The sequence below is a fragment of the Allomesorhizobium camelthorni genome, assembly GCF_011045125.1.
Classification (GTDB): domain Bacteria; phylum Pseudomonadota; class Alphaproteobacteria; order Rhizobiales; family Rhizobiaceae; genus Allomesorhizobium; species Allomesorhizobium camelthorni.
In genome coordinates this window covers 13782-27251 of sequence record NZ_JAAKZF010000001.1, presented here as the reverse complement: position 1 = coordinate 27251, position 13470 = coordinate 13782, and the positions used below count along the sequence as shown (strand labels likewise).

19 protein-coding genes are annotated in these 13470 nt (G+C 63.3%); 10 read left to right on the top strand and 9 right to left on the bottom strand.

All coding sequences use genetic code 11. From position 1 onward, the window contains the following. The first annotated feature begins 155 nt into the window (after window positions 1-155). The 4 genes from G6N73_RS00190 to ppa all read left to right on the top strand — a co-directional run bounded on the left by G6N73_RS00190 (window position 156) and on the right by ppa (window position 2946). Window positions 156-1013, top strand: coding sequence for a TPM domain-containing protein (locus G6N73_RS00190; protein WP_165021538.1), 858 nt, complete (start codon window positions 156-158; stop codon window positions 1011-1013). Next, window positions 1014-1658, top strand: a complete 645-nt coding sequence (locus G6N73_RS00185; protein ID WP_165021536.1) for a TPM domain-containing protein — start codon at window positions 1014-1016, stop codon at window positions 1656-1658. It abuts the gene before it with no gap. Window positions 1659-1744: 86 nt separating this feature from the next. Beyond that, the gene (locus G6N73_RS00180; RefSeq protein WP_165021534.1) at window positions 1745-2251 is read left to right on the top strand and encodes a GNAT family N-acetyltransferase; all 507 of its coding nucleotides are present in this window, start codon (window positions 1745-1747) and stop codon (window positions 2249-2251) included. 161 nt (window positions 2252-2412) lie between these two features. Then, window positions 2413-2946 (top strand): inorganic diphosphatase, encoded by a 534-nt coding sequence (gene ppa, locus G6N73_RS00175; protein ID WP_165021532.1) that lies wholly within the window; start codon window positions 2413-2415, stop codon window positions 2944-2946. Here the strand turns inward: ppa and G6N73_RS00170 are convergent, their stop codons facing one another. Both G6N73_RS00170 and G6N73_RS00165 read right to left on the bottom strand, forming a co-directional pair. Beyond that, window positions 2947-3213 carry a hypothetical protein gene (locus G6N73_RS00170; protein WP_165021530.1) on the bottom strand — a complete coding sequence of 89 codons (267 nt, stop codon included), beginning with the start codon at window positions 3211-3213 and terminating at the stop codon, window positions 2947-2949. 111 nt (window positions 3214-3324) lie between these two features. Further along, window positions 3325-5130: an ABC transporter transmembrane domain-containing protein gene (locus G6N73_RS00165; protein WP_165021528.1), complete on the bottom strand. Its 1806-nt coding sequence runs from the start codon at window positions 5128-5130 to the stop codon at window positions 3325-3327. 191 nt (window positions 5131-5321) lie between these two features. Between G6N73_RS00165 and rpmE the strand changes: the two genes are divergently transcribed. After that, window positions 5322-5543, top strand: a complete 222-nt coding sequence (gene rpmE / locus G6N73_RS00160; protein ID WP_165021526.1) for a 50S ribosomal protein L31 — start codon at window positions 5322-5324, stop codon at window positions 5541-5543. A gap of 78 nt (window positions 5544-5621) precedes the next feature. Here rpmE and G6N73_RS00155 read toward each other — a convergent pair whose 3' ends face one another. Beyond that, complete coding sequence (locus G6N73_RS00155) at window positions 5622-6251, bottom strand: TetR family transcriptional regulator (protein ID WP_165021524.1); 630 nt, start codon at window positions 6249-6251, stop codon at window positions 5622-5624. Between the two features lie 105 nt (window positions 6252-6356). Here G6N73_RS00155 and G6N73_RS00150 point away from each other — a divergent pair, with 105 nt between their 5' ends. The 3 genes from G6N73_RS00150 to G6N73_RS00140 all read left to right on the top strand — a co-directional run bounded on the left by G6N73_RS00150 (window position 6357) and on the right by G6N73_RS00140 (window position 8378). Then, complete coding sequence (locus tag G6N73_RS00150) at window positions 6357-7196, top strand: Rossmann-fold NAD(P)-binding domain-containing protein (protein WP_165021522.1); 840 nt, start codon at window positions 6357-6359, stop codon at window positions 7194-7196. Beyond that, complete coding sequence (locus G6N73_RS00145) at window positions 7193-7672, top strand: anthrone oxygenase family protein (protein WP_165021520.1); 480 nt, start codon at window positions 7193-7195, stop codon at window positions 7670-7672. The genes G6N73_RS00150 and G6N73_RS00145 overlap by 4 nt, the downstream gene beginning before the upstream one ends. 265 nt (window positions 7673-7937) lie before the next feature. Further along, window positions 7938-8378, top strand: a complete 441-nt coding sequence (locus G6N73_RS00140; RefSeq protein WP_246251552.1) for a GNAT family N-acetyltransferase — start codon at window positions 7938-7940, stop codon at window positions 8376-8378. Here the strand turns inward: G6N73_RS00140 and G6N73_RS00135 are convergent, their stop codons facing one another. From G6N73_RS00135 to G6N73_RS00125, 3 genes are all read right to left on the bottom strand, one after another. Next, complete coding sequence (locus G6N73_RS00135) at window positions 8379-8684, bottom strand: Rdx family protein (RefSeq protein WP_165021518.1); 306 nt, start codon at window positions 8682-8684, stop codon at window positions 8379-8381. Continuing rightward, window positions 8681-9457: an RDD family protein gene (locus tag G6N73_RS00130; protein ID WP_165021516.1), complete on the bottom strand. Its 777-nt coding sequence runs from the start codon at window positions 9455-9457 to the stop codon at window positions 8681-8683. Before G6N73_RS00130 ends, G6N73_RS00135 begins: the two co-directional genes overlap by 4 nt. A gap of 88 nt (window positions 9458-9545) precedes the next feature. Further along, a complete protein-coding gene (locus tag G6N73_RS00125; protein WP_165021514.1) occupies window positions 9546-10295 on the bottom strand; it encodes a YebC/PmpR family DNA-binding transcriptional regulator in 750 nt (249 codons plus the stop codon). A gap of 176 nt (window positions 10296-10471) precedes the next feature. Here G6N73_RS00125 and G6N73_RS00120 point away from each other — a divergent pair, with 176 nt between their 5' ends. After that, window positions 10472-11281, top strand: coding sequence for an MBL fold metallo-hydrolase (locus tag G6N73_RS00120; RefSeq protein ID WP_165021512.1), 810 nt, complete (start codon window positions 10472-10474; stop codon window positions 11279-11281). A 3-nt stretch (window positions 11282-11284) separates the two neighbouring features. On the opposite strand, the gene G6N73_RS00115 is transcribed toward G6N73_RS00120, so the two are convergent. Together G6N73_RS00115 and G6N73_RS00110 are read right to left on the bottom strand one after the other, a co-directional pair. After that, on the bottom strand, window positions 11285-11794 hold the full coding sequence (locus G6N73_RS00115; protein ID WP_165021510.1) for a metallophosphoesterase: 510 nt from the start codon (window positions 11792-11794) through the stop codon (window positions 11285-11287). A gap of 122 nt (window positions 11795-11916) precedes the next feature. Continuing rightward, window positions 11917-12624 (bottom strand): glutathione S-transferase family protein, encoded by a 708-nt coding sequence (locus G6N73_RS00110; protein ID WP_165021508.1) that lies wholly within the window; start codon window positions 12622-12624, stop codon window positions 11917-11919. A 135-nt stretch (window positions 12625-12759) separates the two neighbouring features. Here G6N73_RS00110 and G6N73_RS00105 point away from each other — a divergent pair, with 135 nt between their 5' ends. Continuing rightward, window positions 12760-13101 (top strand): winged helix-turn-helix transcriptional regulator, encoded by a 342-nt coding sequence (locus G6N73_RS00105; RefSeq protein ID WP_165021506.1) that lies wholly within the window; start codon window positions 12760-12762, stop codon window positions 13099-13101. 35 nt (window positions 13102-13136) lie between these two features. Here G6N73_RS00105 and G6N73_RS00100 read toward each other — a convergent pair whose 3' ends face one another. After that, window positions 13137-13460, bottom strand: coding sequence for an ArsR/SmtB family transcription factor (locus G6N73_RS00100; RefSeq protein ID WP_165021504.1), 324 nt, complete (start codon window positions 13458-13460; stop codon window positions 13137-13139). Window positions 13461-13470: the final 10 nt, after the last annotated feature.

Here is a 13470-nt window from a genome sequence, read left to right as displayed (position 1 = left end):
CAGCTTTGCGTTCCTTCGCACCCCCCTCTGCCCTGAGCTTCGTCGAAGGGCCGGACATCTCCCCCTCAAGGGGGGAGATTGGCTGTGCTTCAGCTGCCGAGAGCTTTGCAACGCCCCAAGAGGGTGGACGTGAGGCGATTAACCAATCTCCCCCCTTGAGGGGGAGATGTCCGGCAGGACAGAGGGGGGTCGGTGCAGAACCGAGCGCGGCGCTGGCGCTCATTGGCTTTCTGGTTTTTCTGCTTTTCCTGCCGCTGGCCTCCTTCGCCGCCGAACTGCCGGCTCTCACCGGCCGCGTGGTCGACAATGCCGACCTGATGAGCGCAGCCGAAGAGGCGGAACTGACGGAAAAGCTCGCCGCCTTCGAGGAAAAATCCTCCGACCAGATCGTCATCGCCACCATCGAAAGCCTCGACGGCGAGGAGATCGAGCCCTTCGCCAATCGGCTGTTTCGCGCCTGGAGGCTCGGCCAGGCCGGCGAGGACAACGGCATACTGCTCATCGTCGCAAAGTCGGACCGCAAGATGCGCATCGAGGTGGGCTATGGCCTCGAAGGCACGCTGACCGACCTGCATTCGAAACTAATCATCGAAAACACCATGGTTCCCGCCTTCCGAGCCGGCAATTTTGCCGGTGGCATTTCGCAGGCGGTCGATGACATCATCATGGTGCTGGAGGGCAACGCCGCCGAACTGGAAGCGCGCGCCGAGCGCAATCAGGAAACCGGCGATGAATTCCCCGATCTGGCGGTCGTCCTGTTCTTCATCGTCTGGGGAACGCTGTTCTTCGGCGGCTTCGCCATGGCGTTCCTCGCTCCGGTTTTCGGCAAAAAACTTGGACCGGGCCGCTACCGCTGGCTCGGAATGAACATTTCTTTCGGTGGCGGTTCTTCCGGCGGGGGGTATTCGGGCGGCTCGTCCGGCGACGGCTGGTCGTCGGGCAGCAGCGGAGGCGGCGGGTTTTCCGGTGGTGGCGGCTCGTCGGGCGGCGGCGGTTCTTCGGGGAGCTGGTAGATGCGCAATATTTCACGACCCCTGAGCGCCGAGGAACACGCCCGCGTCACCGAAGCGATCCGGATCGCCGAGCAAGGCACATCGGGGGAAATCTACTGCGTCGTCGCGCGGTCGAGCGACAGCTATTTCTTTCCGGCCGCCTTCACCCTGGTCGTGGCTATGCTGATTGCCAGCCTCGTTGCCGCCTTCGCGCTAGAATATTGGTGGCTGACGCTGCGCGCGCCGCTATTCGTCGCGGCGCAGATGCTGGCGCTCGGCTCGGCACTGGTTTTGCTCTGGCTGTTTCCGCCGCTGCGCATCTTTCTGGTGCCGCGGCAGTTGCGCTACCGGCGGGCGCACGACAATGCGCTGAAGCAGTTCCTCTCGCGAAACGTCCACGTCACCTCCGCACGCACCGGCGTCCTCATCTTCGTTTCGCTGGCGGAACGATACGCCGAAATCGTGACCGACAGCGGCATAAACAGCCGGGTTGCGCAGCCGGTCTGGGACGGTGTGGTCGGCAACCTGATCGCCGATGCGCGGGAGGGCCGCCTTGCCGACGGCTTCGTTTCGGCCGTGGGAACGGTCGGAAAGCTCCTGAGCGAGCATTTTCCCGTCGAGGCCGGCGACCTCAACGAACTCGACGATCACCTGGTCGAGATCTAGACCCGCGCGTCCGCCTGTGCACGGCCGCGAACGGCCATACAGGACTCTTGCGTTTCCGGCCCGGCCGCGTTTATGGTTAACCAATCATGAATACGGTGACCATCGATATAAGAAGGGCAGAGCCGCGCGACGCGCAGGCCATAGCCGATGTGCATCATCAGGCCTGGCGGGGCGCTTATGCGGGCATCATCCCGCACCGGGCGCTGAATGCGATGATCAGCCGGCGCGGCGGTGAATGGTGGGCCAACGCCATCCGCCGCTCCGCCACCGTTCTTGTGGTGGAAATCGGCGGCAAGGTCGCCGGCTACACCACGGTCGGTCGCAACCGTGCCCGCGAATTGCCGCAGCAGGGCGAAATCTACGAGCTTTACCTTCGTCCGGAATATCAGGGCGTGGGGCTCGGCAGCCGGTTGTTCGCCGCGGCCAGGCAGAAGCTCGCCGATCACGGGCTGAAGGGCATGGTCGTCTGGGCGCTGGAGGACAATACCAACGCGCTGTCCTTCTATGCAGGGGCCGGCGGCCGCGATGTCGCCGAGGGCGTCGAGGTGTTCGACCAGAAGGCGCTGAAAAAAGTCGCCTTCGTCTGGGACTAGCATGATCCCGAAAAGTTGCAGACTTTTCGGATAAGATCATGCGCCTGAACAAGACTGCACCCGAATCTTCTCCCTGCGACCTTTGAACTTATCCATCCGCTGTTGCGCTTGGCTTCCGTGAAGGCTATCGAGCCGCGCGGGGGCACAACGGGAAAAGATCCATGCGCATTGAAGCCATCGCCATCGGCAAGAATCCGCCTGACGACGTCAACGTCATCGTCGAGGTTCCGGTCGGCGGCCAGCCGATCAAATACGAAATGGACAAGGAAGCCGGAACGCTGTTCGTCGACCGCTTCCTCTACACGCCGATGACATATCCGGGCAATTACGGCTTCGTTCCGCACACGCTTTCGGGCGACGGCGATCCGATCGACGTGCTTGTCTGCAACACCCGCGAGCTGATCCCGGGCTGCGTCATCAATGTCCGCCCGATCGGCGTCTTGATCATGGAAGACAATGCCGGCCAGGACGAGAAGGTGATCGCCGTCCCGTCGCCGAAGCTGACGCGCCGCTACGAGAACATCTTCGAATACAGCCAGCTGCCGGAGATTACGCTGCAGCAGGTCGAGCATTTCTTCGAGCACTACAAGGATCTGGAGCCCGGCAAATGGGTCAAGATCGGCGGCTGGCACGATTCGGCGCGCGCCAAGCAGATGATCATCGAAGCGATCGAGCGGGCCAAGAACGCGAAATAATCACTGATCGGCGCGGCTGAACTCGGGCAGCGGCACGTCGCCGCTGACCAGTACGCGCTCGTCGGCTCCGCAGGCGAAATTTCGCGCCGGCTCGTCGGCGATCTTGCGCGCTGTTTCGTTGGCCTTTGGATTGCCGGTAGCCACGACCAGCCCGACGGCATAGCCGTCGCGCTCGGCATCGAGGTCGGTGTAGACGCTGGAAATTTCGCCGGCCCAGGACGTCTGGCAAAGGCTGAAAAAGGCCAATCCGAAAATGATTGCTTTCACGGCGGTCACTCCCTCGAGGCGCGCCGAAGCCTAACCCGGTTTTTTGCCCCGGCCTAATCCAGAGACAACCAGGAGCAGCAACGCTGAAGGATTTAGGGCTCTGTTTCGGGCCTACTCCGCCGCGCCCCTGAAGGCGTCGGCGCCGGTCTCGAACTGCAGTTTGGCCAGCCGCGCGTAGATCCCGCCCTTCTTGACCAGGCTCTTGTGCGTGCCTTCCTCGACGATGCGGCCGGCATCCATGACCAGGATGCGGTCGGCTTTCAGCACGGTCGCGAGCCGATGCGCGATCACGATCGTGGTGCGGCCCTGCATCAGTCGCTCCAGCGCCGTCTGCACCAGCGTCTCGCTTTCCGCGTCGAGCGCCGAGGTCGCCTCGTCGAGCAGCAGGATCGGCGCATCGCGCAGGATGGCGCGAGCGATCGCGACGCGCTGACGCTGACCGCCGGACAGCATCACGCCGCGCTCGCCGACCGGGGTGTCGTAGCCCTTGTCCAGCCGCTCGATGAATTCGTCGGCCAGCGCCTCGCGCGCCGCCTGTTCGATTTCGGCGTTCGTCGCATCGGGCCTGCCGAAGGCGATGTTTTCGCGCGCGGTCGCGGCAAAGATCGTCGTATCCTGCGGTACGATCGCGATGCGGTTGCGCACCTCCTGCGGGTCGGCTTCGCGGACATCGACGCCATCGACCAGGATTTTCCCATATTGCGGATCGTAGAAGCGCAGGAGCAGCGAAAACACCGTGCTCTTGCCGGCACCCGAAGGTCCGACGATGGCAACCGTCTCGCCGCTCTTCACCGAAAAGCTCAATCCGTGCAGCGTCGGCAGGTCGGGGCGGGCGGGATAGGAGAAAGAAATGTCGCGGAATTCGACCTGTCCCCTGGCCGGCGAGGGCAAGGATTTCGGGTTTGCCGGCGCGACGATCGCCGGCTCCTCGGCCAGGATCTCGGTCAGCCGTTCGGCCGCACCCGCCGCCTGGCTGAGTTCCCCCCACACTTCCGAAAGCGCGCCCAGCGCGCCGGCGGCAAACACCGAATAGAGCAGGAACTGGCCGAGCGTGCCCGGCGACAGCGCTCCAGAAAGCACGTCGCGCGAGCCGAACCACAGCACGGCCACCACCGAGGAAAAGATGGTGAAGATGGCGAAGAAGGTGAGGAAGGAGCGCGCGAACACCGACGAGCGCGCCGCCGTAAACGCTGACTCCACCGCCTGGCCGAAGCGGCCGGTCACCAGCCGCTCATTGGTGAAGGCCTGCAATGTGCGCATCGAGCCGATCTGCTCGCTGGCATAGGCGGTGGCTTCGGCCAACGTGTCCTGTGCAGCGCGCGATTTGCGCCGCACCGAGCGGCCGAAGGCGACCAGCGGCAGCACGATCAGCGGGATTGCAGCAATCACCAGGCTCGACAGTTTCGGGCTGGTCACGACCATCATGGCGACCGCGCCGAGGCCGAGAATGACGTTGCGCAGCGCGATCGAGGCGGTGGCGCCGACGGCGGACTTGATCTGCGTGGTGTCGGCGGTCAGCCGCGACACGATCTCGCCCGACTGCGCCGTATCGAAGAAGGCCGGCGACAGTTTCGTCACATGGGAAAACACGTCGCGGCGGAGGTCGGCCACCACGCGCTCGCCCAGCGTGATGACGAAATAGTAGCGGCAGGCCGAGGCAAAAGCGAGGATAGCCGCGATCACCACCAGCATCGAAAAATAATTGGCGATGAACGCGGAATCCGACCCGGAAAAGCCGTGGTCGATCATGCGGCGCACCGCCAGCGGCAGGGTCAGCGTCATCAGCGCCGCAACCGTCAGCGACAAAAGCGCGCCGACGACCAGCTTGCGATACCGCAGAATGTAGGGGAAAAGCCGCTTCAGGGGCCGCAGCGAGCGCCTGCGCGCATCGTCAGCGCTCCTGCCGGTTTCCGCCATGGCGTATTTCCTCTTCGCCCGGCGATTTGCCGCCGCCGCCCGGCCTTGTGATTCAATTTCGGCTGATGTATAGGCACGCCGACCGTTTTTGAAGCCGTAGCCCCTCATTAGCTGCGGCTTCGAGTTTTAGGAAAGAGGCGCATCGCCGCAGGCTATAAACCGCGCGCGCCGCGACAGCCAGGAACAGACCGATGAAGACCGACATCCATCCCGACTACCACAACATCAAGGTCGTCATGACCGACGGCACCGAATACACGACGCGCTCGACCTGGGGCAAGGAAGGCGACACGATGAACCTCGACATCGACCCGTCGACCCATCCGGCCTGGACCGGCGGCCAGCAGACGCTGCTCGACCGCGGCGGCCGCCTGTCGAAGTTCAAGAAGCGCTACGAAGGCCTCGGCATGTAAGCCAGCGCTTTGTGCAGGAATGCAAAAAACCCGCCCTCGTGGCGGGTTTTTTGTTGCGTGGTTCACCTCGTTCCGCGCTCAACCCTCGAACTCTCTCAGCGCCATCCGCTTATAGGCCTCGACCAGTGCGTCGCCCTCAGCCCGGTCCACGGAGATGGCGAGCCGCATCGTCGCTTCGCCCAGATGCATGACGAGAAAGGCCGAGTGGGCAAGCTCGCCTGGATCGGCGTCCGGCCGCAGGCGCGTCAGCACCTCGGCCAAAAGCGCGCCGTTGGCGCGGCTGTCGGCTAGATCGATGTCGCGCAATAGCTTGTCGGCCTGCGTGCCCGACCAGATGTCGCGCATCACCGGCTCTGCCAGGAACATTCCGTAATAGGTGTCGACGAGTTCCGAGAACGCCTTCTTCAGCCCGGGGATGTCGCTGACGCCGGCCAGCCCTTCCTCGATGCATTCGCGCCCTTGCGCATTGTAGCGCTCCGCCAAAGTCCGGATCACCGCGCTCCTGTCGGGAAAATACTGGTAGAGCGAGCCGATCGACACCTCCGCCCGCTCGGCCAGATCGCTCATGCGCATCGCGTCGCTGCCGGCTTCGGCGATCAGCGCCGAGGCGGCGGCAAGAATGCGCTCGACGCGTTCGCGGCTGCGCGACTGGGTTGGCCAGCGCCGCGCCGCCGGCATCTGAAGCTCTCCCGCGATTTCATTGCCCATTGGCTACTCCACTCATCCGGTCGATTCCTATTGACGAACATAATATGAGGGTTTATCACATTTGTAAATGTGAGGATTGCTCATGTTTTTAAGAGGAGTTGGAACATGATCCATCAATCGGAAATGCCGACGCTGATCTTGGGCGGTACGGGAAAGACCGGAAGGCGTCTGGAGGAGCGTCTGACGGTGCTCGGCAAGCCGGTCCGCATCGGGTCGCGCTCGGGCCGGCCGCCCTTTGACTGGAACGACGAGGCGACATGGGAGCAGGCGCTCGATGGTGTCGGCGCGGCCTATATCAGCTACTATCCCGACCTCGCCGTGCCGGGCGCGGCCGATGCGGTCGGCGCCTTCGCCCGGCTGGCGGTGCGCAATGGCGTGAAGCGACTGGTGCTTCTTTCCGGCCGCGGCGAGGAGGAAGCGCAGCGCGCGGAACAGGCGGTGCAGGATTCCGGGGCAGACTGGACGATCCTGCGCTGCAGCTGGTTTTGCCAGAACTTCAGCGAAAGTTTTTTGCTCGATGCGCTGAATGCCGGCGTGGTGGCGCTGCCGGTCAGCGAGGTGAAGGAGCCCTTCATCGATGCCGACGACATCGCCGATGCGGCAGTCGCGTCGCTGACAAAGGACGGCCATATCGGCCAGCTCTACGAAATGACCGGACCGCGGCTCTTGACCTTCGCCGAGGCGATCGGTGAGATCGGTAAGGCGAGCGGACGCGACATTCGCTACGTGCAGATAAACCCACGGGAGTTCGACGCCATGCTGGTCGAACAGCAGCTGCCGGCAGAATTCGTCGGGCTTCTGAACGAGCTGTTCACGCAGGTCCTGGACGGCCGCAATTCCTATCTGACGGACGGCGTCGAGCGCGCACTCGGCCGCAAGCCGACGGATTTTTCCGATTATGTGCGGGACGCGGCGGCAACCGGCGTCTGGGGAGGTGTAAAATGACCGCCGGTATCGTCTTTGCGCTGACTTTCCTCGCCGCGCTTGGCAGCGGGCTGATGGCCGGGCTGTTCTTCGTATTCTCGGCCTTCATGATGACGGCGCTTGCCCGCCTGCCCTTGGGACAGGGCATGGCGGCGATGCAGTCGATCAATGTCGCGATCCTCAACCCGGCCTTCGGCGCGGCGTTCTTCGGCACCGCCATCCTGTCGGTCGCGCTGGCGGTGGGCGCGGCGTTCCGGTGGGGCGATGCCGGCATGGCCTGGCTGCTGGCCGGCAGCCTCTTCTATCTCGTCGGCATCATCGCCGTGACGATGATCTTCAACGTGCCCCTGAACGATGCGCTCGCGGCAGGCGGCGCCGACACGCCGGAGGGCGCGGCCCTATGGACGCGCTACCTCACGGAATGGACGGCATGGAACCATGTGCGGACCCTGAGCGGCATCGCTTCGCTGGCCTGCTTCATCATGGCGCTGCGATAGGGCGCCGGCCTGGGGGCTAGGCGAGCCGGGCCGCCGCCCCATATGAAACTCCTGGTTGGGCGCGCCGGAAGGAGTCCGATTGCGCGTATTGCGCTTGGAATGGCAGTGGGCATCGGCGTCGGCGCGGTCATTGGCGGGGCGCTCGAAAACATCCCGATCGGCATTGCCATCGGCGCAGCGGCTGGCACGATGTTCACCTCACGCAAGGACAAATGACGTAAACCGTATTCTGTGCGTCTGACACCACATCAGGAGGGAAGATCGAATGACGGAAATGGAGATAGAGGCGGTATCCGAGGTAACCGCAACGCTCGTGGATTCCATCGCCGCACTTATCCCCCAATTGTCCTCCTCCGCCGCTGCACCGCGAAAGGGGGGCCTGCAGAGGGTCGTCGGGTCGTCGGCGACGGCGCTCCTGATCGCCAAGGCGGACGATATAGTGAAGGGCATGCTTACCCTTGCCGTTTTCCACGTTCCGACCGGAGCCCGAGCGATCATCGAGGACGTGGTGGTCGACGAGCGCCATCGCGGACAGGGTATTGCGGCTGCCCTTGTACAGAACGCGCTGGCCCGGGCGGAGGCTGCGGGCGCCAGGACGGTGGACCTGACCTCGAGGCCGTCGCGTGAAGCCGCCAACAGGCTCTATCGAAAGCTTGGTTTCGAGCAACGGGAGACCAATGTCTACCGCTTCTCTTTCGGGAAGTAGTCAGGACGGATCGTTGGCTTTGCGGCCGACGCGGTCGGCATGGCCGAGGTCGCGGCTCGGGTCGATGATGTCGCGGACCAGCTGCTTGAGCTTCGCGGCATCGGGAAAGCCGCCGTCGCGCTTGCGGTCCCAGACCAGGTGCTCGTCGCAGGTGATGGTGAAGATGCCGCCGGTGCCGGGCACGAGCGCGACTTCGCCGAGTTCCGTGCCGAAGGTCGAAAGCAGTTCCTGCGCCATCCACCCGGCCCGCAAGAGCCACATACATTGCGTGCAGTAGGTGATGCGGATGACGGGAAGCGGATTCATTTCAAAACAACGGCGGTTCCAGCCAGCCGGTCGTAGACCGGATCCTTCTTGCGTACAAGCGAGACGATAATCCAAAGCGCCCATGCAGCACCGATCAACCATGCGCCGAGGGACGCAAGGTTGAACCACCACGCTACAAGCACTGTCTGTAAATCCTCGACTCCGCCCACCTGCGAAAACAATATCAGTCCGAAGACTATTGCAGGAACCGAACCGATCAGCTTGCTCAATTGCCGAGTCGTGGCCTTTCGGGCTGGCAAGCCGACCCGCGTTTCGTCGGATGTGTCGATCACTTTCACGCTGACACATCGCTTGCCAAGAGTTGCGCCAAGGCGGCTTTCCAAAAGAATGAGGTAGGCGAACAATGCCAGTACGGCGATCCAGTTTACATAAAGCACATCGTCTTTTGGCATGCCGTCAGCGCCTAGCGCATAGGTTTGAAACACCCCCGACCGCGTGTTCCCTGTCTGCGTTTCCTTGGCGACTGTAAGGGTTCGAGCCGTGTCAAATCCGAACAGACTGGTCTTGCAATCGACGATTCGGTTGTAGCCTACTGGCGGGGGCGGCTGAAGCCCATCAGGCAGCTTCTCGACAGGCATGCAAGTTGTGAATTTGAGGCCGAAACTACCTTGGAATGCACCATTTGTTTGCGCAAACAATACGGCCAATACGTCCTGAAGTGGGACAAGCACCACAGCCATGTCGATGAGAAATGCCGCGGCGCGCCGCCAAAAACCGGCGCGACGGCGCGGCTCCTGAACAGTTTCAATCAAAACTGATTCCCCCAAGCCCAATTCTGGCAGGCTGGACAATCTGCGTAAGGATTTCAAGCAGGGGTTGCGGAAATTCTTAGCACGGCCTTTACGCCGCGCTGAGCTTCGCCATCGTCTCTTCGTCGACCTCGAAATTGGCGTAGACGTTCTGCACGTCGTCGTCGTCTTCAAGGGTGGCGACAAGCTTCAGGATCGACTGCGCGCGGTCCTCGTCGACCGGAATGTTGGTCTGCGGCTTCCAGATCACCTTCACCGAGTTTGCTTCGCCCAGCGAAGCTTCCAGCGCTTTCGAGACCTCGCCGAGACGCTCGAAGGCGCAGATGATGGTGTGGCCGTCCTCGTCGGACTGCACGTCGTCGGCGCCGGCTTCGATCGCCGCGTCCATGATCTTCTCGGCGCCGCCGGCCTTAACCGGATAAACGATCTCGCCGACGCGGTCCCACATGAACGACACCGAGCCGGTTTCGCCGAGCGCGCCGCCCGCCTTGGTGAAGGCTGCGCGCACATTGGATGCCGAGCGGTTGCGGTTGTCGGTCAACACTTCCACGATCACCGCCACGCCACCGGGGCCATAACCTTCGTAGCGCACCTCTTCGTAGGTGTCGGCGTCGCCGCCCACGGCCTTGTTGATGGCGCGCTGGATGTTGTCCTTGGGCATGGACTCGGCCTTGGCGTTCTGCACCGCCAGCCTGAGGCGCGGGTTCATCGCCGGGTCGGGAAGCCCCTGCTTGGCCGCCACGGTGATCTCGCGCGCCAGCTTGGAAAACATTTTCGACCGCACCGCGTCCTGGCGACCCTTGCGGTGCATGATGTTCTTGAATTGTGAATGGCCGGCCATGGAGCCCCTTTTTGGTCGTTATGCGGCTATCTGGAATGGCGGCGCTTATAGATAAAATGCCCGCAAAGGTCCAGCCGGAGCTTGGATGCAGCGCTCGCGAAAATGTGACCCGCGCCCGCTCGCCATGCCGCGATCAGCCGTTAGGCTGTCACGACGCCCGCCCAAGGGAGACCGCCATGCCAGCCTTGCGCCTTCTTGCCGCCTGCCTCGCCGCGTTTCTTTCCCTCGCTGCGCCTGCCTTGGCCCAGGACGAACCTGTGCCGAGCCGCTGCGTCGCCATCGCCCAAGCGATCCCGAACGTCACCTACGCCAATTTCACCCCGGCCCAGGCGGTTTCGGAAGGCGAGGTGACCATCACCTATGCCGGGCACTCGACCTACATCATCGAGACGCCGGCCGGCGTCCGGATCGCCACCGATTTTTCCGGCGTCTACGGCTCCGACCCGCTGCCGCGAGTGGTCACCATGAACAAGGCGCACCGCACCCATTTCACCGACTTCCCGGACGACGGGATCGAATATGTGCTGCGCGGCTGGAACCCCGACGGCGGCCCGGCAAGGCACGCGGTCGTGGTCGACGACGTCTACATCCGCAACGTGCCGACCGACATTCGCGGCCCTGACGAATTCGGCAAGGACGGCAATTCCATCTTCATCTTCGAGGTGGCCGGCCTCTGCATCGGCCATCTCGGCCATCTCCACCATCGGCTGGAGGACGCGCATTACGGCGCGATCGGCCGGCTCGACGTCGTGATGGCGCCGGTCGACGGCGGCATGACGCTGTCGCTCGACGCCATGACCGAGATCACCGAACGGCTCTATTCGTCGGTGGTGCTGCCGATGCACCGCCACTCCACGCCGATCGGCGAATTTCTGGGCAGGCTGGGCGAGGGCTTTGCCGTTGAGTTCCGCGACAGCCGCTCCCTGACGCTTTCGCTGCGCTCGCTGCCCGACCGGCCGACCATCATCGTGCTGGAAGGAGTCTGAACGCTACGCGGACATCCGTGCCCGCCGCCGCTCTAGCACCATATCGAGCGTGACCGGCCGGAAACCCCAGGCATCAACGCCGACATCATGCTGGCGTGGAACAGGCTTCAGCCTGCCGTGCGAATGGCCATGCAGGTTGATCGAACCCTTGCCCATCTGGTTCCAGGTGCGGAACGGATAGTGGCAAAGGATGAGAAGCTTCCCGTCGACGGTGATCTCGGCATAATGCTGGGTGGTGGCCCAGCCGCTGGCCGATACCGTCGCCTCGTCATCATTGTTGCCGATGACCAGGTGCTTGCGCCCGTTGAGAGCGGCGAGAAGCATGTCCGCGCGGCTCTTCCCGCTTCCCCTGGTGAAATCCCCGAGGTGCCATACCTCGTCGTCCGGCCCCACCGTCTCGTTCCAGTATCCGATCAGCGCCTCGTCATGCTCCGCCACCGAGCGGAACGGCCTGCGGTCTATGCGCAGGACCCGCGTGTCACCGAAATGAGTGTCGCCGGTGAAGAACAGCATTTTTGCTTCGCGCTTTCGGTTGCGGACCGTCAGCGACAATGTAGGCGGGGCGAAGCTGGGGAACCAGATCGAGCGAGAGCCAAACCCTCCCGCCGTGCGGCGGGAGAGTCGTTCGCAAGTGCCTAAGCCGCCAGCCTTGGATTCAGCTCGTCGAGCGTGGTGTGGCCGCGGAAGCCGCCGCTGCTCGTCGCCGGGTTCTCGTCCTCGATGGCATGGGCGAAGATCACGCCGGGGTCGGCCTCCAGCTTCTGCATATGCCGGTGCAGGAGCGGATATTCCTTGCTTAGGTCGAACAGGCCGAGATCCTCACCCCACCGCGCTATGCCGATGAAATAGGCGTCGGCCAGGCTTTTGGCGTCGCCGCCGGCCAGCCACTCGCGGCCGTCGCGCATGTCCTGCAGATGCTCGTAGCTGCGCGCCGCCTTGTCGCGGGCGAGCGCCCGCAGCACCTGCCGGTTCGGATCGTTCTCGGCCAGCTTGTAGGCCGCCCACGCAGGCGAGAAGGCCGAGTGGAAGGTGGTGTGCAGATAGGCGAGCACGCTGTTCAGCCGGTCGAACTCCGGCGTTCCCTGCGCGAAGCAGAGTTTCCGCTCGAGCTTGCGCGCACCGATATTGTGCATGATGGCGAAGCTTTCGGTCAGCGCGCGGCCGTCCTCCAGCAGCAGCGCCGGCGTTTCGCCGAGCGGGCTGACGCGGGAAAACGCCTCGCCTTCCGGCTTGGACAGCATGTCGATGCGGCACAGCCGGTACGGCTCGCCCAGCCATTCGAGGGCGACGATCGATCCGAACGAGCAGCCATGCGGCACACCGTAGAAGAGCACAGGTTCCATGGTTCTTTCCTTTCGATTGCGAACCGCGCGCGGACTGCCGGCGCGGCGTCGCTGAAACCTATGCAATACTTGATTGTGAGCAAGTACCGACTATAAAGTAAGGTACCTACCTGAACGTAAGTATCGAGGAAAACCATGGCGAAAAAACTTGCAGAAAGCTGCGGCCTCGGCCCCGCTTTCTCGGTGATCGGCGGCAAATGGAAGGCGCTGATCCTGTGGCTGATCCGCACCGAGCCGCGCCGCTTCGGCGAATTGAAGCGGCTCGTGCCCGACATCAGCGAAAAGATGCTGATCCAGCAGTTGCGGGAGATGGAGGCGCACGGACTGGTCCACCGCGAGGTGTTCCATGTAGTTCCGCCGCGCGTCGAATATTCCGCCACGCCGCTCGGCGTCTCGCTCGACGACGCGCTGGTGCCGCTTGCCGAATGGGGCAAGCAGCACGCCGAGAGGATCGGCGCGCCGCAGGCCGCGGAATAGAGCAAGCCGCCGACATCACCTGAATATCACACGCGCTAGCCTTCCAGATCGGCCTTCAGCCGGTCCAGTATGCTCATCGCGTGCGCCGCATACTCGCTGATCCAGCGGTCGTGAATCGCCTTGATCGGCATGGAATTCAGGTGGTTCCAGCGCTCGCGTCCCTCGCGCCTGACGACGATCAGGTCCGCCTCTTCCAGCACCTTCAGATGCTGCATCACCGTGCAGCGGTCCATCTCCGGAAACGCCTCGCACAGCATGCCCGTCGTGCGCGGCTCCTCCTTCAGCGCGTCGAGCATCGCCCGCCGCTTGTGGTTGGCCAGCGCCTTGAAAACGCTGTCCTCATTCGTTTGGCTTGACATGTTATGTTTT